Below are 19,575 nucleotides of genomic sequence, written 5' to 3' on the forward strand. Positions count from 1 at the left end.
CCAACTTGCAGCTCGGAGCACGATTCTTCTGCTCCGACGGGCTATGTCAACGCTGATTATCGAAAAATAATGAACAAATGTCCTTGAACAGGTTCGCCGGCGCGCATGGATCAAACGAAGACGGTACACATAGTCGATATTTGTATGTGTGGCCCAGAATGTCTCACATTCTGGGCCACACAGGGGCTGATCAAGGTTCAGTTGCCGCGGGTTCTACACTCCCGGGCGATGTCACTGATATCGCAGGCACTCGACGGGATCGAGTTTGGCCGCGCGCCGCGCTGGGTAGTAGCCGAATACCAGGCCAATAAGTATAGATATGCCGACGGCAAGTGCGATGGCACCGGGTTCCACTGCGGGGGTTAGCGCCGCTCCGGTCGAACCCATCCCCGTCATGCTTCCCAGGTCGAAGCCAAGGGCGCCGGCACCGATCGCAAGTCCCCAGGCGATTCCGTATCCGGCGAGTGTGCCCAAGATGCCGCCGGCAACGCATAGCGTCGCGCTCTCTGCCAAGAATTGCAGCGTGATATCGCGTCCGCGGGCGCCGAGTGCACGGCGGACGCCGATTTCGCGAATCCTCTCGGTCACGTTGGTGAGCATCATGTTCATGATGCCGATACCGCCCACAAGCAGGGAGATCCCCGCTACAGATCCCATCATGAGTTGGAAGGACATCATGAACGTATCAAGCTGGTCGATCGATGATTTCATGGACCATACGGAGACCATCGATTCGCGGTCCTCCTCGGGGATGTTCTTGAGCGTAGCGATCTGCTCGACCGTCTGGGCTTGGATGGTCTCGATGTCAACACCTTCGCGCGCTAGGCCCACGACGCTCGAAAGATATTCCCAGTCTTGGGAAAAATCCTGTAAGACGGTGGCCTTGGGCATGTAAATGTTGCAGTAGTCCGTGCCCGTCATGCCGTCGTCGAGGATGCCGAGCACCGTGTAGCTCTTGTTGTTGAGCTGGATGGTCTTGCCAACCGCTTCGGCACCCGGGCTGCCGAAGAACGCCTCGACGCCGTTGCGCCCAATGAGGGCCACGCGGCTGCTCGCGTCTGCCTCTGCGGACGTGTAGATGCGTCCCTCGGCGAGCTTTGAGGCAGCACCGGTCATCTCGAGGAATGTGGGGCTGGCACCCGTGATGCCCGCGCTCACGGTTTTATCGCCCATCTGCACCTGCGTATAGCTGTCGCATGTCCCCTCAATGGCCTCGTAGTCGGGCATAAGGCGCTTGAGGTCCTCTAGGTCGTCGTCCGTGAGCGGATAGCCGCAATTGATGTAGACGATGCGCGCTGCGTTGAGGCCCATGCCGCTTATGAGGCTGTTACGCACGCCTCCGATGAGCGATGTCATGGCGATGACGGCGGCGATGCCGATGACGATGCCGAGGATGGTGAGCAGGCTGCGGCCGCGGTTGGCTTCGAGTGAGCGTAATGCTTCGCGCGCAAGGTCGGTGAAACTCATCGCGCACCTCCGTTCTGAAGTGAGGGGGAGGAAGGGCTGGGCGAGGGGATATAGGCACCCTCGAAGATACGTCCATCGCGGATTTGCACGGCACGGTCCGCCTCGGCCGCGATGCCGGCATCGTGGGTGATGAGCACGATGGTCTTGCCGGTGCGCTTGAGCGCGTGAAAGGTGTCCATGACCTGCCGCCCGGTGGTGGAGTCGAGGTTTCCCGTCGGCTCGTCCGCAAGGATGATCGCCGGGTCGTTTACGAGCGCGCGGGCAATGGCGACGCGTTGCATCTGGCCGCCTGAGAGCTCGTTCGTGCGATGGTCGTAATGGTCCACCGGCAGCCCCACGGCGCGCAGTGCATGCACGGCGCGCATTTCACGCTCGCGGCGCGGCACATCGGTATAGGAGAGCGGTAGCATCACGTTGTCGAGCACGGTCATGCGCGGCAGCAGGTTGAAGCTCTGGAACACGAACCCGATGCGCAGTGCGCGGACCTCAGCAAGCTCATCGTCGGTGAGCTCCGCCACGTTGAGGCCCTCGAGCAGATAGCGTCCAGAGGTGGGTGTATCAAGGCAGCCCAGGATGTTCATGAGGGTCGACTTGCCGGAGCCCGAGGGGCCGGTGATCGCCACGAACTCGCCGGGCATCACGGAGAGCGAGATGTCGTGCAAGATGTGCGCCAGCCCTGCGTCGCTTTCGAAGATGCGGTGGATATGGCGTATATCAATGACGGGGCGGACGGCCATTAGAGCACCGCCATTCCGCCGCCGGACTCTACCCCGTCAGCCATGACCTCGGGCATGCTCCCGCCCGCTATCACGAGGACATCACCGTCCGAAAGGGGAGATTCGGGCATGTCGGGGTTCTGGTCCGCAGGCGCGTCGGCGGGTTTGCCGATCACGGCGAAGTCGTCGTTCTTGGCGATGACATCGACGTCGAGACGCTCCATGGCGTGCGTCTCGGGGTCGGTCTCGACGTTGACGTAGTAGCTCTGCCCGTCATCGGTGAGAAGGGCCGTCACGGGTACCATCACGACGTTGTCGAGTTGCTGTGTGGTGAGTGAGACCTCGGCGGTCATTCCCGGCTTGAGGCGCGCGTCGGGAGCATCTATGAGGATATCGACGGCGAAGGTGGGGGAGCCGCCCATGTCATAGGACATCGTCGATGTGTCGCCCGAGGCGATGGAGGCGATTGCCGTGACGCGCCCGGTGAGCGTGAGGTCGGTGAAGGCGGGACAGGTGATGGTCGCGGTCTGGTCCACGGCGACGCTCGCGATATCCTGCTCATCAACCTGGATAGTGACCTTCATCTTGGAGAGGTCGGCGAGCTGCATGAGGGGTCCGCTCGTCCCGTTCGTCCCGCCCAGGCTCTCGGCGACGTCGGCTCCCACCTGTGCGTTGAGCGCGACGATGGAGCCGCCTGCGGGTGCCTTCACCGTGCGCAGCGCGGCTTTGGAGACCGCGTCGTCGTACGCTGCCTGCGCAGCCTCTACGGCAGATCGTGCGCTGTTGACGGCCGACTGCGTGCTCGAGGTGTCATCGACGGAGGCCGCATTCGGATCATTTGTGGGTGCCGCGGCGATCTGGCTGGCCTGGTTGAGCGTCTGTTGGGCAAGGTTTAAGTCGGACTTCGCCTGTTTGAGGTTTCGCTCCGCCTCGGCGACGGCGCGGTCGAGGTCCGGGTTCTTGATGGCCATGAGGACGTCGCCCTCGTTCACGTGCTGCCCGGCGACGACGTTGATGGACTCGATCTGTCCGGTCACCTCGGGCGTGATGACCGTCGAGGACATGGGCTGCAGAGTGCCCTTTGAATCGATGACCGTGGAGAACGTGCCCTGCGTCGCGATGTCGGTCACGGCTTCCATGACCTGCTCGGGCTGTTGGTTGAGCACGTTCACGGCAACGACGCCGCCGATGACGAGGGCACCCGCTATGCCGGCGATGATGGCGCGGTGGATGAGCTTCTTCTTGCGGCGCTCTGCGCGCTTGGCCTTGAGGGCCGCGTATGCCTCTGCATCGGAGCCCTCAAGCGGCGTCGCGTCGGCGTCCTCAGCGTAGGGCGAACCGTCGCCCGTCGGCGCACCGGTTGTACCGCCGTCACTGCTCGGTCCGCGGTGAATCACCGGTATGACCTCGGGGAGCTTGAGTTTCCGCGTGGGCTGCGGAGCGTCTTCGAGCGTGCTCGGGAACTCGTCGGTGGGGTTGGTGTTCTCGGGCGTGGAATCGGACACGGTCGATCCTTTCGTCGTGTTGATACGGTCGTGGGGCGAAGGAGGCGGGTGCAGCCTGCGCATCACTCACATTTGAGGATGCGCGTGGAATGCTCGGCGCGCCCACCCCCGGCGCATCCCTCGCTCATTAGATGGCGTCCTCGCGCAGGGTCTGCACGATGGACCCGACACTTGACTTCCGTAAAGCGTAAATGGTCGAGAGCGCGAGCACGAGCACGACCACGCCAACGGCGGCGAATACCCAGCCAGCGGGCACCACGAAGTCAAGCCCCGCAAAGCTCATCATCATGGCCTGGTAGATGAAGAACGTCACGATGCCGCCGAGTGCGAGCCCGAGGGCAAGCCCGCGCCATGCGTAGGACAGGCACTCGAGTGCGATCATGCGCCAGAATGCGCGGTTGCCCATGCCGATGCTCTTGAGCATGGCGAACTCGCGTCGGCGCAGGATGATCGAGTTCGTGAGCGTGTTGAATACGTTGGCCACGGCGATGGCGCTGGTGATGAGGATGAAACAGGTGATGAACAGCTGCACGGTCTCGGCCATGAGATGGGAGGTTCGCACGTTCTCGGCATTGTTGGTGAGGTGCGTGGTGTACCACTCGGATCCGCTCAAGTCGCTGGCGACCATCGTGTTCATCTCGGTCTCGGCGGCGCGCGAGTCCTCCGCGTCGTAGGAGAGGTAGGCGTACATCGCATTGCCGTACGACCCTTGCGCCGAGTGGAACGCGAAGGGCGCGGCGAGGCTGCCGGTGTCGACGTCGGTCTTCACGTCCTCCGTGTTGGCTGCCAGCGCGGGCAGGGCGCTCACGGGCAGCACGAGGGTGGGCCAGATGGACGCGTAGGACTTGATGGAGTCGGGGAAGGTCTTGACGATCGCGCCTACGGGCAGGTCGTACGAATCGAGCAGAACCTCTTCGAGCGGGCGGGTCACGTTGCGGAAGATCGGGTTGCCGTCTTCGTCGTAGCGCGCCTCGTCGCCGCTGCCGTAGCCCTCGTAGCGCACGATGGGGGCACTATCTTCGACTCCAACCTCGACGAGCGAGGTGTCCTCCACGGTCGAGATGTTCGTGAAGATACGCGCTGAGCCCGTGCCCTCGAACAGGTCACGCACCGAATAGCGCCTGCCGTCGTTGGTTTGCGTACCGTTGAGCGCTACGGCCACGGGGCTGTCGGGGTCGTCGTAGCGTGCCTCGTCGAGCCCGTTGGCCTCGAGGATCTCGCGCCAGGAGTCCTCGTCGACGAACAGGACCGAGGTGGGCGCGTACACGGTGCCGTCCGCCGTCTGCCCACGGTCGGGCATATCGTATTGGTCGCTTTGGCTGGACAGCTCGTCGTAGTCGATCATGCCGGCGTCGAAGCTGGCGAAGAGCGAACTCATGATCATGTAGCCGTTGCCGGTAGCGGTCTTCGCGCCGCCGAGCTCTCGATACGCCTGGTCTATCGCGGCGACGCCGTCAGCGGTGGTCTCTTCGTCCGTCAGCATGCGGCTGAGGTTCACCTCGATATCGCCACCGCCGCTGTCGACCACTTGGGTGAGAAAGCCGAGGTAGTGCGAGATGCCACCGGAAATGATGATGAGCGCGACGGAGACTGCGAGCGAGGCGACGGCGACGCGTCCCTTGGAGCTGGCACGCGTGAGGTTGCGATGGGAGAGCAGCGCCGGCACGCCGCCCATGCGAAGGCGCAGGCCGTCGAGGGTGCGCGCGATGGGGTGTGCGTGAGCTCCGGTGCGTGCGGCTCGTCCCATGCCGCGTATGCCGCGGCGTTCACGGCGGGTGAGGCGCACATCGCGGCTCGCGCGGATGGCGTCCACGGCGGACACGCGGCTCGCGCGCCACGCCGGAATGGCGGCACTGACGAGCACCGTCACGAGTGCCAGCAGGGCGCAGACGGCTAGCACGATGGGGTTCACGGTGATGGAGGTGAGACCCGTGCCGGCGAAAGCCTCCTGGTCGATGAGCATGCCTATGCCCTCGCCCGCGACGTTGAACACCACGAAGGTGCCTGCGAGCCCGACGGCCAGGCCTATGGAGATGCCAATGCCGGCGAGCATGAGTGCCTCGGCGTAGACCGTGCGGCGCAACTGGCGCTTACTGGCTCCGAGCGAGGACAGCAGCCCGAACTGACGGGTGCGCTCGGACACCGCGATGGCGAAGGAGTTGTAGATGAGCGATATGGAGGCGACGATCACCACGGTTGAGAGGATCGCGGCAAGCGTGTAGAGGGTTCCCCAGATGGAGCGGTCGTCCGTCATACCCTGGTAGCGCAGGAGGGAGTCATGCGAATACGCGACGGTCTGGCCAGTTACGGTCATGTTCTCGAGGTCGCCCCGATTGCCGCCGTTGAAGAGGGCGTGGTCGAGGCCGGTGTAATCCCCGATGAACTTGTCGATCGCGGCGCGACTGGTAAGGTTGGTGGTGAGGTACACGCTCGTCTGACGCACCGGGAGGTCTGACGAGGAGACGAAGCCCAAATATCCAGGCAGGGAGTAGCCCCACACGTCCATGGCTTGCGCGTTCTTGGGTGCATAGAAGCCCACGACCTTGTACGTCCGAGCGGGTTCGATGTCGGCCAGGTACTCACTGATCACATCGCCCTTATCGGTCGTGGTGGTATAGAGCGACTCGTCGTAGAGGCAGGGAATCTCCGTGCCGCTCTCGGCGTCCACGAACATACGCTGGCCGAGTGCAAGCTCAATGGTGCTACCGATCTCGAGGGCACCGTCCCAGCTGGCACGCGGGGCGTCAGCGTCCTTAACGGTCGAGGGCGGGGTGTCGTAGAGTTGTCTGCCGTTCTCGACGGTCATGCCCTTGAGGTCGAGGTCGAGGACGATCTCGTCGGCGGCCTCGGGCGCGCGGCCCTCGGGGATGGTGGGGAGCGGCTTGAGATCTCCCACGGCGTCCGCCGTGGGCCATTCCTGTACGCTCAGGTAGCGGCCCCAGTACCCCTCAAAGCTCTTGGGCATGAGGGCATCGCCGTATGAGATGCGATCATAGCTTTCCTCCACGCGCGCGTCGGTATGCACGGCTTCGAGCTCGTCTTCGGGCACGTTCACCAGTTCGACCTGCCAAGTGCCGTCAGTGACGATTTCAGCTTTGAGCAGGCCGCCGTACAGGGTGACGACGCTCGTGAAGATGGCCGTGATGAGCGCGCACGACAGGGCGATGCCGATGATGGAGACAACGGTGCGCGTGCGGTTGAGCCTGAGCGAGCGGGCGGCGAAGTGCCAGAAGATGCCGGTATGCGAGGCGAGTGGGGAAGTGCGCGCCGCGTCCGATGCGGCGTGAGGGGCGCGGTTCGTCAGCATGTTAGATCCTCCGCTCATCACTCACGACGCGGCCGTCCTCGATGGCGATCACGCGGTCGGCCATAAGCGCGACATCCTCGTCGTGGGTGATGACGATGAGGGTCTGCTTGAATTGTTTGTTCGAGGCCCTCAACAAGTTCATGATCTCGGCGGAGTTTCTCGAATCGAGATTGCCGGTGGGCTCGTCGGCGAGAACAACGGAGGGGGCGTTCATGAGGGCTCGACCGATCGCGACGCGCTGCTGCTGGCCGCCGGAGAGCTGGTTAGGAAGGTAGTGCTCGCGACCGGTGAGGCCGAGCGCGCGCATGAGCGCCGAAAGCCGCTGCTCGTTGATGGTGCGTCCGTCCATGAGGACGGGAAGCGTCATGTTTTCGACTACATCGAGTACGGGAATGAGATTGTAGACCTGGTAGACCAGCCCCACCTCCCGACGACGGAATACGGCCAGCTGCTCATCGCTACGGGCGAAGATGTCCTGCCCCTGCAGCTTGACGGTGCCGGAGGTGGGGCGGTCGACGCCACCCATGAGGTGCATGAGGGTCGATTTGCCCGACCCCGAGCTGCCGATGATCGCGATGAACTCGCCTGCTTCGACGGAGAAGCTCACATCGTCGAGGGCGGTCACGGCCGTGTCGCCCGATCCGTATACGCGGGTGAGATGCTCGACTTCGAGTATGTTCATGGCCGTCCTTTCGCCTGGCGGATGCTTGTCTACGATACTGGACGAGTGTCCTTTCCATGCCATGACCGCGGGGTGACAGATATGTCACGTGCGCAATGATCCCGTGGCGTTGGGGGGCGGTGGCAGCAGGCATTGGGCGGTGTTGCATGTCGCAAGGGCGGTTCTGGAGCGAAGCGGTCCGTGACACAAAGCGTGTGGATCCGCAATCGCTCGTTGCCCCCTACACGACTGTCTTGAAGAAGACGATGGTGAATGCGGCCCCCGTGACCGCGCCTGCCTCATCTCGAACGTTCTCGGCGGTGAGGGTGCCTCCTTGGGCCGTGACGAGGCTTTTGGCGAGCGAAAGTCCGATGCCGACTCCCGCCGGATTCACCTCGGTCGAGGGCTCGTCTTCGGCACGACCTCGTTCCCCGCGGTAGAAACGCTCGAAGATGTGGGGAAGGTCGGCCTCGGCGATGCCCGGGCCGGTGTCCTCCACGCGTATGCGACACGTCAGGACATCTTGCGTGACGCACAGGGTCACGCGTCCCCCTGCCGGCGTGTGCTCCATGCAGTTCTTGAGTATGTTGCCGAGCGCCTCGATGCTCCAGGACAAATCGCCCTCGTATCCGGATCCCTCCTGAACGGATGAGGAGAAATCCACACCAGCGATATCGAAGGCGATGGCGAGGGGCTCAAAGCTCTTGCGCACAAGCTCGGAGGCGTCGACCGGGCCGCTCACGAGTTTGATGACGCCGGCGTCGATCCGCGCGAGCTTGAGCAGGGCGGACACCAGGTCCTCAACGCGCCCTTGGAGCCTTTGCACCAGACGCAGGCGTTCGACTATGTCACGTGCGTCCCCGCGTTCGGCCAGACGGTCGCGGATGAGCTCGGTGCTGATGGCGATGGAGGTCAAGGGCGTTTTGAGCTGATGCGAGATATCGGCGAGCGCGTCCGAGAGGGCGAGCTTTTCTGCCTGCAGCTCATCGACGGTGAGGTGCAGGCGTGCGATGACCTTGTCGATCTCGCTGGAGAGAATGGCGAGCTCTCCCTCGTTCATGTCGCGTAGTTTTATGTCGCGTTCCCCGGCGAGAACACGGTCCAGATTCTGCGCCATGCGTGCGAGCTCACGGTACCGATGACGGGTGGTAATGATGAAGACACCGGTGACCAGTGACCCCGTGGCGAGGGTGCAAAGCCCCGCCACCATGGCGATGGCTCCGGCAGATGAGGTGAACGTGATTGCGTTCGTTGTGCTCTCTTGCACTATGGCCGTCATGACAAGATAAGACTGACTCTGAATCTGTTTAACCAGGTGCAGCGTTCCCAGATACGCTGCAATGCTTCCCGCTATCGTCACGGTGAGGCAGACAAGGAGGGTGCATCTGACCTCTCGATTCCTCAACAGCATCGGTTACCCTTCCGCCTTGTAGCCCATGCCGCGGACGGTTTGGATGAGCCTGGGGTGGCTGGGGTCGTCTTCAATCTTGTCGCGCAGGCGCTTGATGTAGACGGACAGGGTGTTCTCCTCGATGTAGGTCCCTGCGCTGTCCCAAAGGGCGTCGCGTATCTTGTCGCGTGTCACGAGCTTGCCAGGATTGGTAGCGAAGAGCAACAGCAGGCGATATTCGAGTGCCGAGAGCGTGAGCTCCTTGCCCGCCCGTTCGACATACGCACGATCGGTGTCGATACGTATGGGCCCGAGGCCCACGATGCGTCTGCTTGGCTGCGAGCGCCTAATGGTCGCGGCGATGCGGGCGAGCAGCTCGCGTGGGCGAAAGGGCTTGGCAACGTAGTCGTCGGCACCCATTTGAAGCCCGGTGACCGTGTTGAACTCATCGTCGGATGCGGTGAGGAAGATCACGGGGACGTCCGGAGTGTTCTCCTTGATGGCTGCGCAGACTGCGAATCCGTTGCCCTGCCTGAGCGTGACGTCAAGGAGCACGAGCTGATAGGGGTGCAATCCCGCTGCGGGCACGGCGAGTTCGATGGCACGCTGCTGCGTGTCCGCGGTGTCGACGTGATAGCCCGACTCGACGAGGAGCTCGGTGAGAGCCTCGATGATGAGGGGGTCGTCTTCGACCAGAAGGATGCGGGTTGACAAGATGTGCCTCCAAATCGCGTTTGATGCGAACGGTGCCGGTGATTTCGGGCATGTGTCTCCATTGTAAAATCGAGTGGAGCCAACGCGGGGTGACACTTCTGTAAGTGGGGTTTACGCAAGCGATACCTCGCCATTTGCGAGCGATTGGCCTCCTGTTGTCGGTGCTCGTCTAAGCTATAATGGCTGCGTTCAGACAACGATTACCATGAGAGCTGATCTTCAAGATGAACACGCCACTGCAGAACACGCCATCGCCCATGCAAGAGAAGACGACCGTCATGCCACCGGTGTCGCTTTCCCATGGTGCGGACGGACGATCGTTCGAGGGTGGCCACGGGCCAGCGCATGCCGGCGGGGGTCACTGGCGCGACAAGCCCGCAAGCACGCCGAACGGCTCTCGCGGGCGCCGTGTTCTCATCGCGCTCGGCGTCGTTCTCGCCGTGCTCGTTATCGCCTATGGTGGTGGTGTCGTTTTGTTCGGCAACGTGTGCTACCCCAACACGGTCATTGCCGACACCGATGTGTCGCTTATGACCCGCGACACTGCGATTTCACGTGTTCGTTCCTCCGCGGAGGGCTATAGGCTCACGGTTGAGGGTGATGGCTTTACCTGGACCTTCGACCCGGAGTCCGCCAGTGAGGTGATTGACGCCGAGGCCGCGGTCGATCGCACTATCGGTGCGAACGATCCGTTTGAGTGGCCGGTCCGCCTGGTTGAGGCGCTTTCCAATACTGATTTCAATGATGCCGTCGAATCGAGTGCCGATGGTGGCGAGGAGGTCTCGCTCGACCAGATCGACCTGCCGCAAGGATTCGACCGCGACGCCTTCCTCGCCGACCTGGATGCTGCTCTCGATGCGTTCAACGAGACGCGCACCGGTACGTTCGACGCCGCGGGAGCGTATGACGCCGATGCGGGCAAGTTCACGCTGGAAAAGGCGCGTTCCAATCAAAGGCTCGACAAGGAGGCCATTGAGGTCGCCGCGTTGCGGGCGATTTCGACCCTGAGTAAAAATGTGACGCTCGATGAGGGGAGCTTTGTTCCGCTCGCGGGCGGGGCATCGGAGTCTGAGCTGCGGGCCGCGATCGATCAAGCCAATAGCCTCATCGGAACCGATGTCGATTTGAAGATGGGCGGATCGGTGGTCGCTACGCTCGACGGGGCCACGTTTGTCCAGTGGATGACGTTCGACGAGTCCCTCAAGCCCACATTGAGTACGGAACCCCTTGCCCAGTGGGTACGTGATCTCGCGGAGACCAAGCTCGATACCATAGGTTGCCAGAGGACGTACGCGCGCCCAGACGGCAAGGTCGTCACGGTCTCGGGCGGCACCTATGGTTGGAATAGCGATGAGCAGCAGTTGGTGAAGCTCCTGCAGGAGGCCGTTGCGAATAAGCAGGTGGGCGAGATCGATATCCCGACGCTCCAGAATGCCGCCGTTTGGACGGCCAAGGGCGAGAAGGACTGGGGTGCCTACTGCGATATCGACCTCACCGAGCAACATTGCCGCTATTACGATGCGTCGGGCAATATCCTGTGGGAGAGTGGCTGCGTGACGGGCAACCCGAATGAGGGGGACGCCACGCCCACCGGTGTGTACATCTTGAATGCCAAGCGTCAAAACGAGACGCTCATCGGCATGGATATGGATAAAGACGGTGAGCCTGACTACCGCTCGCCTGTCGCGTACTGGATGCCGTTTGTGGGCAATCTCATTGGTCTGCACGATGCGAGTTGGCAGTCGGCCTCCGTGTTCACGAATCCGACTGCATATCTATGGGCGGGTAGCCACGGTTGCGTTAACCTTCCCACGGATAAAGCGGGGGAGCTCTACAACCTCATTCAAGTGGGCGATTGCGTGATCGTGCACAGCTAGGCCATGCACATGCCGCACCGGTCGCAGGCACGCAGGGCGGAGGGGGCCACGGCGATGCCTCCTTTGGCCGTTTCACGTAGCGACGAGGGGAGGGCGTGCCCCACATTGAGCATGGCCTTTGCCATCTCGTCAAGCGGCACGAGGGCGTGCACGCCCGAGAGCACGAGCTGAGCCGAGGTGAATGCTGCCGCGACACCGATGGCATTACGGTTTTGACAGGGCACCTCGACGAGCCCGCCCACAGGGTCGCACACAAGGCCGAGAAGGTTGGAAAGGGTGATCGACGCCGCATCGAGCGCCTGTGCGGGCGTTCCCCCATGCATTTGGACCAACGCCGCCGCCGCCATGGCCGCTGCAGATCCGACTTCCGCCTGACAGCCGCCCTCCGCACCCGCCACGCAGGCGGACGTTGAGAGGATGAGCCCTACTGCCGCTGCGCAATACAGGGCTTCCTCGGTCATCGCATCGATTGCATCCCGGTCATGTGCCAGCTTTGGCGCCACTGCGAGCACGCATCCCGGCACGACGCCCGCGGAGCCGGCGGTGGGGGCTGCGACGATGACGCCCATGGTTGCCGAGCGCTCGAGCACCGCCATCGCACGTGCGAGCGCCTCAGTCTGCGTTGAGCCCAGGAGGCTCGGGGCATGCAGGGCGCTTCCGTGATGGACGCACTGTGCTTCGCCGTTGAGGAAGCCCCCAAGGGAGCGTTGCGGATCAACGAGGGGTTTGGTCGTTTCCTCGTGCATGACCTCGATCACGCGTTCCATGCAGTGCCGCGTGCGATCAGCGCCAACCATGCGCTCTTCGCGCATGCGCATGACGTGCCCGATGCTCAAATCGTGCTCTGCGCACGCTTGGAGCAGCTGCGCCGCGTCATCGAATAGATCGGGTACGGAAATCCCGGGACCTAGGGTAGTGACCGAGCCGGGGAGCTCGATGAAGGTCGCGTAGGTCACCAGGTCGAGCGAACGGACGATGGGGAGCACGCCATGCTGTGGTGCGCCATCGGTCTCAAAGACCGAATACGCATGCCCGCCCTGCTCCGTGCGGTACGTGCGGCAGAAGGCGATGTTCATGTGGGCTTCCGCGAGGGCGCCGGTGAGTGCGGCGAGGGCTCCCGGGGCGTCGAGGTGGGCGACGAAGAGCGTCGTGTACAGTCCCGAGATCTCAACGTGGACGCCGTTAATCGCACTGATGCGCATCTTGCCTCCGCCGAGGCTCTCGCCGCGTACATTGCACGACGATCCCTTCGAGCTTTCGAGTGCAATGTCAACCGTATTGGGATGGATCGAGGGGTCGTCTCCGCCTATGACGAACTTATAGTCGAGCCCTCTTTCTTCTGCGAGTGAGAACGCGTCACGGATGCGCTCGTCATCCGTGTCAAGCCCGAGGACACCTGCCACGAGCGCGCGGTCGGTGCCGTGACCGCGGTACGTATGGGCAAAGCTGTTCCACAGGGTAAAGGTGACGTGTGTGGGCTCGCCCTCGAGCAAGGTCGCGGCAACGCGAGCGCATCGCAGGGCACCGGCCGTGTGCGACGATGAGGGGCCCACCATGATTGGCCCTAAGATCTCGAACGCAGAGGTGGTCGCAAACGAAAGCGGCTTGGTGGGCATGGTCTCTCCTTGTCGACGGGCGCGCATGGGGTTTACGCCTTGCGCTCAGCTTCGCTTCGCTCGGAAATCGCGCAGGGCGTAAACCCCATGCGCGCCCTGACCATCACGAATCCGAACATCCAGCGTTCAAATCACGCAACAACAAAATAAGTGTAGCGAATCGTCGGGGCGAGCTGCACCGGAGCGATCGCGCCCGTCCGATGGCTTCGAGTGGGTAAACGCAGGAACCCCACATATCTTGCCTCGAAGCGATTTCTGAGCAGCGTGAAGCTGAGCGCAGAGGCAAGATATGTGGGGTTCCGGACAGGTTGACGGACTAGAGCGCCATCGGGCGCGCGCGGTCGATACGGGCGAGGCAGTCGTCACGTCCGATGAGCGCCATGGTCTCGCCGAGCGGGGGGCTCACCATGTTGCCGCATTCTGCCACGCGCACGGCGCCGAATACCAGGCGCTTCTTCACATCGAGAACCTCGGGTAGAGGCTCGAGCGCGGCGTCGATGTTGGCGGGCGTCCACTCATCGAGCGCCTCGAGCGCGGCCTTGGCGGCGTCGAGCACCGCACCCATGCCCTCCTTGGCGAGGCCCTTGGACACGGATTTCTCGTCGTACGCGAGCGTCTCGGCGGTGGCGAAGACGGGCGCGGCAACGGTCGCGGCGTCGGCTGGCATCTTGGTGCGCGGGCGAACGATCTCGGCAAGGGCGCCGAGCCATGCCGCATCGGCTTCGAAACCCTCCTTAATCAGCCCGGCCTTGAGCAGCTCCGGCAGCATGATCTGGTCGGCGAAGTCGGCGTTGGACATCGCGTTGATGTACTCGGCGTTCATCCAGTCGAGCTTCTTGGGATCGAAGGTCGCCGGGTTTTTGGAGATGCGCTCGAGGCTGAACTGGCTTGCGAGCACGTCGCGCGGGATGACTGTGGTCTCGCCGTCGAGCGACCAGCCGAGCAGCGCCAGGTAGTTCACGAAGGCGTCGGACAGGTAGCCGGCGTCGCGGTACTCCTCCACGGAGGTGGCGCCGTGGCGCTTGGAGAGCTTCTTGCCGTCGGCACCCAAGATCATGGAGATATGGGCGAACACGGGTACCGGGGCGCCCATAGCCTCGTAGACCATGACCTGGCGCGGGGTGTTGGAGAGGTGGTCGTCGCCGCGGATGACGTGGGTGATGCCCATGAGCGCATCGTCCACGACGGTCGCGAAGTTGTAGGTGGGCGTGCCGTCGGAGCGGAAGATCACGAAGTCATCGAGCTCCTTGGCGTCGAAGGCGACCTCGCCGTGGACGGCGTCGTTGATCACGACGTTGCCGCGGTCCTCGGGTACCTTGATGCGCAGGACGTAGGGCTCGCCGGCGTCGATGCGGGCCTGGGCCTCCTCCGGCGAGAGGTCGCGGCAGCGGCGCTGGTAGCCCTGGAAGGGGTCCTTGCGGGCCTGGGCGGCCTCGCGGTCGGCGGCCAGCTGCTCGGGCGTGCAGAAGCAGGGGTAGGCCTTGCCCTCGGCGAGCAGGCGCTCGGCGGTCTGCTTGTAGAGGTCCAGGCGCTCGGTCTGGGAGTAGGGGCCGAAATCGCCGCCGACCTCGGGGCCCTCGTCCCAGTCGAGCCCCAGCCAGCGCATGGCGCGCAGGATGATCTGGGTGTTCTCGTCGGTGGAGCGGGTTGGGTCGGTGTCGTCGATGCGCAGGATGAAGGTGCCGCCGTTGGCACGGGCGAAGGCCCAGTTATAGATGGCGGTGCGGGCGCCGCCGATGTGCAGCTTGCCGGTGGGCGAGGGCGCAAAGCGGACGCGGACGGAATCGCTCATTCTCGTGCTCCTTGTGGTTGCAGAAGGCATACGTTCAAACAGAGCCATTATAGCGTTCGCATGTTGTTCGCTTGACGATGCGCGCGAAAAGCGCATGCGCGGTACAATCGTTCAGCTACATGCCCGGCGGAATGGTAACGGTCGCCGGGCGTCTATATGAAAGGGGCATCCATGCCAACTGAGAATCGTTCCACCATGGAACCGACTCGCGCCGCCGACTTCGGCGCAGACTCCTTCGTCTTCACCTCAGAGTCGGTCACTGAGGGTCACCCCGACAAAATCGCGGACCAGATCTCCGACGCCATCCTCGACGCCATCCTCGCGAAGGAGGCCGAGCTCGAGGCCAAGGGATACGTCGCGCCTAGCGGCCAGCCGGCCATGCTCGAGAACGTCCGCTGCGCATGCGAGACCTTCGTCACCACCGGCACCGTCATCGTCGCCGGCGAGATCCGCACCGAGGCCTACATCGACGTCCAGAACATCGCGCGTGAGGTCGTGCGCCGCATCGGGTACGACCGCGCCAAGTTCGGCTTCGACTGCGACACCTGCGGTGTGCTTAACCTTATCCACGAGCAGAGCCCCGACATCGCGCAGGGCGTGGACGAGTCCTTCGACGCCCAGGCCGGCCGCACCACCGACCCGCTCGACCTCATCGGCGCGGGTGACCAGGGTATGATGTTCGGCTACGCGTCCAACGAGACGCCTACGCTCATGCCGATGCCGCATTATCTGTCCAGCCGCCTGGCGGAGCGCCTCGCCGCGGTGCGCCACGACGGCACGCTGCCGTATCTGCGCCCCGACGGCAAGACCCAGGTCACGGTGCGCTACGAGGGCGGCAAGCCCGTCGCCGTCGAGACCATCGTCATCTCCACGCAGCATGCGCCCGAGATCGAGGACATGGCCATCATCGAGGCCGATATGCGCGAGCACGTGATCGCACCCGTTATGGAGGCCGCGGGCATCCCGTGGGAGGGTGCGACCCTCTACGTGAACCCCACTGGCCGCTTCGTGGTGGGTGGTCCCATGGGCGACACCGGTCTCACCGGCCGCAAGATCATCGTTGATACCTACGGCGGCATGGGTCGTCACGGTGGCGGTGCCTTCTCGGGTAAGGACTGCACCAAGGTCGACCGCTCCGCCGCGTACGCCGCGCGTTGGGTTGCCAAGAACGTGGTTGCCGCGGGTCTCGCCGACCGCTGCGAGATCGAGCTCGCCTACGCCATCGGCGTGAGTTACCCGCTGTCCATCATGGTTGATACGTTCGGCACGGGTGCGGTCGACGAAGTCACCATCACCGAGGCTGTCAAGCATGTGTTCGATCTGCGTCCTGGTGCGATCATCCGCGACCTGGACCTGCGTCGTCCCATCTACGAGAAGACGGCCGCCTACGGCCACTTCGGTCGCGAGGACGAGGACTTCACCTGGGAGCGCACCGACCGCGTGGCAGAGCTCCGCGCCGCGTGCGGGCTGGCCGAGTAGCGGTCTTCGCATGGCGGGTCAGGAGTCGCTCTTTCCCGAATTGAATACGGCCGATCAGGGGGCGTCTGCGCAAGCGGGCGCCCTTCGCCCCCTAGGAGGGGCCGTGCCCGATGGAGACGTGGCGCGGGCGGCCTCGGAGCCCGTGTTGGGCTATGTCTCCGTGGTGATCGACATTCCGGCGCGAGCGCTGTCCGAGCCCTTCGCCTACGCAGTGCCTTCCGCGCTGGATGGTGGCTGCCGGGTGGGCGCCACGGTGCTCGTGCCGTTTGGGCGCCGCGTTGAGGCGGGGTATGTGGTTGCGCGCGCGGGCACCCTGGGGGAGCTCCCGGGCGCGGAGGGCCTCGACCCCGCGCGCATCAAGCCGGTTCGTGACGTCGTTGCCGCTCCGGCGTTCTCCACCGCCTCCGCCGAGCTCGCGTTTTGGATGAGCCGCGAATACGTGGCGCCGCTCTCCGAGTGCCTGCGCCTGCTGCTGCCCCCGGGTGGCGCCGGCAAGGTCGTGCGTCGGGAGGACGGATCGTATGCGTATGAACCGCCGGCGGTAACGCCCGTCACGGCTCGCTGGGTGAGCCTCACCGGGGAGGGTCGCTCGTTCGAGCCCGCCGAGCGCGCCGTGCGTCAGCGCCAGCTCATCGAGGCACTCTCCTGCGGACCCGTCACTACGCGTGAACTCAATCTCATGAACGGCGACCTGTCCGCCACGATCCGCGCGCTCGAGAAGCGCGGTGTGGTGACGGTGGAGGAGCGCCGCAGCTGGCGCGGGTGCGAGGGCTCGACCACGCTGTCTTCCGCGAACGCCGCGGCGCCCAAAGAGCTCACAGCGGGGCAGCAAAACGCCCTCGATGCGATCACGCTCGCGACCGAGACCGCATCCGGCGATGTGGTCCTGGTGGACGGCGTCACCGGTTCGGGTAAGACCGAGGTCTACCTCGCCGCCATCGAGCGCGTCCTCGCCCAGGGCCGCTCCGCCTGCGTGCTCGTGCCCGAGATCTCGCTCACGGCCCAGACCGTGGGCCGCTTCCGTTCACGTTTCGGCGACGCGGTCGCGGTGTTCCACTCGCGCCTCTCTGCGGGAGAGCGCTTGGATCAATGGGACATGGTGCGCTCCGGTGCCGCCCGTGTGGTGGTGGGCGCGCGTTCGGCGCTCTTCTGCCCGCTTGCCGACCTCGGACTCATCGTCATCGACGAGGAGCACGAGCAGAGCTACAAGCAGGGGAGCAGCCCTCGTTACCATGCGCGCGAGGTTGCCGCCAGGTTGGCGCGGCTCCACGGGTGCGCCCTGGTGCTGGGGTCCGCCACGCCGTCGGCCGAGGCGCTTGCGCGATGCGAGGCGGGCACGTTCGGAGGCGCCCGCTGGACCCGGGTCGAGATGCCCGAGCGCCCCGGCACCGCACGCCTGCCTGAGGTCATCGTTGCCGACCTGCGCCGCGAATTCGCCTCCGGCAGCCGCTCCATCTTCTCAAAGCCTTTGCTCGACGCGCTCGATGAGGTTGTGGAGAAGCGCCAGAAGGCCGTGCTGCTCCACAACCGCCGTGGGTTCGCGAGCTTCCTCATGTGCCGTGAGTGCGGGTGCGTTCCCACGTGCAAGCACTGCTCCACGGCGCTCACCTATCATGAGCGCACGCACACGCTCGAGTGCCATACCTGCGGTTCCTCCTATCGCGTGCGGCCGTACCCCGAGTACGGCAGCGCCTGTCCCAAATGTGGGAGCCGCTACCTCGCCAAAATGGGGCTGGGCACCCAGCAGGTCGAGGACGTCCTGCGCGCGCTGCTGCCCGGGGATGTGGCGGTGATCCGCATGGACGCCGATTCCACGCGCACCAAGGGCGCGCATCAAAAGCTACTTGAGCAGTTCGATGCAGCCGAATGCGCGGTGCTGCTCGGCACGCAAATGATCGCCAAGGGCCTGGACTTCCCCGAGGTGACGCTCGTGGGTGTGATCAATGCCGACTACGCCCTCAAGATGCCCGACTTCCGCGCGGGGGAGCGCGCGTTCGACCTCCTCGAGCAGGTCGCGGGTCGCGCCGGTCGCGGTGAGGACCCGGGCCGCGTGGTCATCCAGACCTACCTGCCCGACGAACCCGTCATCCGTGCTGTCAAATTGCATAATCGGTCCTTGTTTACCGAGCATGACCTGGGCATGCGCCGCGAGGCCCTGTATCCGCCGTACGTGCGGCTCGCCAACGTGCTGGTGTGGGGAAAGGACGAACGCGCCACTCGTGGCCTGGTCGTGCGTATCGCGGAGGAGCTCCGCGCCGAGTTCGGATTGGACGAGGCGCCCATGTTGCACCCGGCGGTCGAGATCGGCAGCGCCAACGGAGAGTTTTCGTCTCGCGAGCTATTAGGTCGCCCGGAGATCTTAGGACCCACACCGTGTGTGATCGAGCGGGCCAAGGACCGGTATCGTTTCCATATCATCGTCAAGGCGCCGCATGGCTGTGATTTGTCCGGAGCTCTGAGTGCGTCGGTCTCGCGCGCCGGCACGCGTCCCGGTGTGAGCATCGCCGTCGACGTCGATGCCTATGACCTTATGTAGCGGGTCTCAATTGGGGACAGGTGCAAATTGAGACATCGGGGCCGGTGGAGATGCTTCGCGCGCACATATCGCCCATCACCTCGCAAGGCAATGCGGGTACTATAGAACACGGTGAATACGTGCGGGTTTGCGCCCGCGTACGAAAGGAAGACCATGGAGATCAACGGTATCGTGCTGTCGCCGGACCCGCGTCTGCGCCAGGAGTGCGCCGAGGTCGAGGAGATCAACTCCGACCTGCGTGCCCTCGTGGAGCGCATGAAGGTCCAGATGTTCGAGAACGGCGGCTGCGGCCTGGCCGCACCGCAGGTGGGCGAGACCATCCAGCTCGCCATCGTGGACACCGAGTATACCTCCGAGAAGGATTACGACCCCTACGTCCTCATCAATCCGGTGATTGTGGAGCAGTCCGACAACCTCGTGCCTTACAACGAGGGCTGCCTGTCCATACCGGGCATTAATTGCGAGATCAGCCGTCCCGATCACGTGGTGGTCGAGGCCTCTAACCGCGAGGGCGA

General features: G+C 64.0%; 13 protein-coding genes. 4 read left to right on the forward strand and 9 right to left on the reverse strand.

The features are described 5' to 3' along the window. Positions 1-231 precede the first annotated feature (231 nt). From ACT8II_RS01475 to ACT8II_RS01505, 7 genes are all read right to left on the reverse strand, one after another. Positions 232-1,467, reverse strand: a complete 1,236-nt coding sequence (locus tag ACT8II_RS01475) for an ABC transporter permease (protein WP_294158919.1) — start codon at positions 1,465-1,467, stop codon at positions 232-234. Next, complete coding sequence (locus ACT8II_RS01480) at positions 1,464-2,204, reverse strand: ABC transporter ATP-binding protein (RefSeq protein ID WP_412108271.1); 741 nt, start codon at positions 2,202-2,204, stop codon at positions 1,464-1,466. The genes ACT8II_RS01475 and ACT8II_RS01480 overlap by 4 nt, the downstream gene beginning before the upstream one ends. Continuing rightward, the gene (locus ACT8II_RS01485; protein ID WP_443812855.1) at positions 2,204-3,688 is read right to left on the reverse strand and encodes an efflux RND transporter periplasmic adaptor subunit; all 1,485 of its coding nucleotides are present in this window, start codon (positions 3,686-3,688) and stop codon (positions 2,204-2,206) included. Before ACT8II_RS01485 ends, ACT8II_RS01480 begins: the two co-directional genes overlap by 1 nt. Positions 3,689-3,815: 127 nt before the next feature. Then, the gene (locus tag ACT8II_RS01490; RefSeq protein WP_443812856.1) at positions 3,816-6,995 is read right to left on the reverse strand and encodes an FtsX-like permease family protein; all 3,180 of its coding nucleotides are present in this window, start codon (positions 6,993-6,995) and stop codon (positions 3,816-3,818) included. 1 nt (position 6,996) lies between these two features. Next, positions 6,997-7,677, reverse strand: a complete 681-nt coding sequence (locus tag ACT8II_RS01495) for an ABC transporter ATP-binding protein (protein ID WP_443812857.1) — start codon at positions 7,675-7,677, stop codon at positions 6,997-6,999. Positions 7,678-7,897: 220 nt separating this feature from the next. After that, entirely contained in the window at positions 7,898-8,923 is a 1,026-nt protein-coding gene (locus ACT8II_RS01500; RefSeq protein ID WP_443812858.1) for a sensor histidine kinase, read from the reverse strand. A 147-nt stretch (positions 8,924-9,070) separates the two neighbouring features. Further along, the gene (locus tag ACT8II_RS01505) at positions 9,071-9,760 is read right to left on the reverse strand and encodes a response regulator transcription factor (protein ID WP_118653780.1); all 690 of its coding nucleotides are present in this window, start codon (positions 9,758-9,760) and stop codon (positions 9,071-9,073) included. A gap of 257 nt (positions 9,761-10,017) precedes the next feature. Between ACT8II_RS01505 and ACT8II_RS01510 the strand changes: the two genes are divergently transcribed. Beyond that, on the forward strand, positions 10,018-11,637 hold the full coding sequence (locus ACT8II_RS01510; protein WP_443812859.1) for a L,D-transpeptidase: 1,620 nt from the start codon (positions 10,018-10,020) through the stop codon (positions 11,635-11,637). On the opposite strand, the gene sdaAA is transcribed toward ACT8II_RS01510, so the two are convergent. Together sdaAA and gltX are read right to left on the reverse strand one after the other, a co-directional pair. Beyond that, positions 11,634-13,253 carry an L-serine ammonia-lyase, iron-sulfur-dependent, subunit alpha gene (gene sdaAA / locus ACT8II_RS01515; RefSeq protein WP_294123507.1) on the reverse strand — a complete coding sequence of 540 codons (1,620 nt, stop codon included), beginning with the start codon at positions 13,251-13,253 and terminating at the stop codon, positions 11,634-11,636. The genes ACT8II_RS01510 and sdaAA overlap by 4 nt on opposite strands. 316 nt (positions 13,254-13,569) lie before the next feature. Next, on the reverse strand, positions 13,570-15,045 hold the full coding sequence (gene gltX / locus ACT8II_RS01520) for a glutamate--tRNA ligase (protein ID WP_294123510.1): 1,476 nt from the start codon (positions 15,043-15,045) through the stop codon (positions 13,570-13,572). 171 nt (positions 15,046-15,216) lie between these two features. Here gltX and metK point away from each other — a divergent pair, with 171 nt between their 5' ends. The 3 genes from metK to ACT8II_RS01535 all read left to right on the forward strand — a co-directional run. Beyond that, complete coding sequence (gene metK / locus ACT8II_RS01525; protein ID WP_443812860.1) at positions 15,217-16,524, forward strand: methionine adenosyltransferase; 1,308 nt, start codon at positions 15,217-15,219, stop codon at positions 16,522-16,524. A gap of 10 nt (positions 16,525-16,534) precedes the next feature. Then, positions 16,535-19,060, forward strand: coding sequence for a replication restart helicase PriA (gene priA, locus ACT8II_RS01530; RefSeq protein ID WP_443812861.1), 2,526 nt, complete (start codon positions 16,535-16,537; stop codon positions 19,058-19,060). 153 nt (positions 19,061-19,213) lie between these two features. After that, the coding region (locus tag ACT8II_RS01535; protein ID WP_443812862.1) for a peptide deformylase at positions 19,214-19,575 on the forward strand (362 nt) is incomplete at its 3' end.

The organism is Collinsella sp., assembly GCF_052346665.1.
Classification (GTDB): Bacteria; Actinomycetota; Coriobacteriia; order Coriobacteriales; family Coriobacteriaceae; genus Collinsella.

Coding starts and splice junctions, on each gene's coding strand:
- ACT8II_RS01475 (WP_294158919.1), bottom strand. CDS start 1,467: ATGAGTTTCACCGACCTTGCGCGCGAAGCATTACGCTCACTCGAAGCC.
- ACT8II_RS01480 (WP_412108271.1), bottom strand. CDS start 2,204: ATGGCCGTCCGCCCCGTCATTGATATACGCCATATCCACCGCATCTTC.
- ACT8II_RS01490 (WP_443812856.1), bottom strand. CDS start 6,995: ATGCTGACGAACCGCGCCCCTCACGCCGCATCGGACGCGGCGCGCACT.
- ACT8II_RS01495 (WP_443812857.1), bottom strand. CDS start 7,677: ATGAACATACTCGAAGTCGAGCATCTCACCCGCGTATACGGATCGGGC.
- ACT8II_RS01510 (WP_443812859.1), top strand. CDS start 10,018: ATGCAAGAGAAGACGACCGTCATGCCACCGGTGTCGCTTTCCCATGGT.
- sdaAA (WP_294123507.1), bottom strand. CDS start 13,253: ATGCCCACCAAGCCGCTTTCGTTTGCGACCACCTCTGCGTTCGAGATC.
- gltX (WP_294123510.1), bottom strand. CDS start 15,045: ATGAGCGATTCCGTCCGCGTCCGCTTTGCGCCCTCGCCCACCGGCAAG.
- metK (WP_443812860.1), top strand. CDS start 15,217: ATGCCAACTGAGAATCGTTCCACCATGGAACCGACTCGCGCCGCCGAC.
- priA (WP_443812861.1), top strand. CDS start 16,535: ATGGCGGGTCAGGAGTCGCTCTTTCCCGAATTGAATACGGCCGATCAG.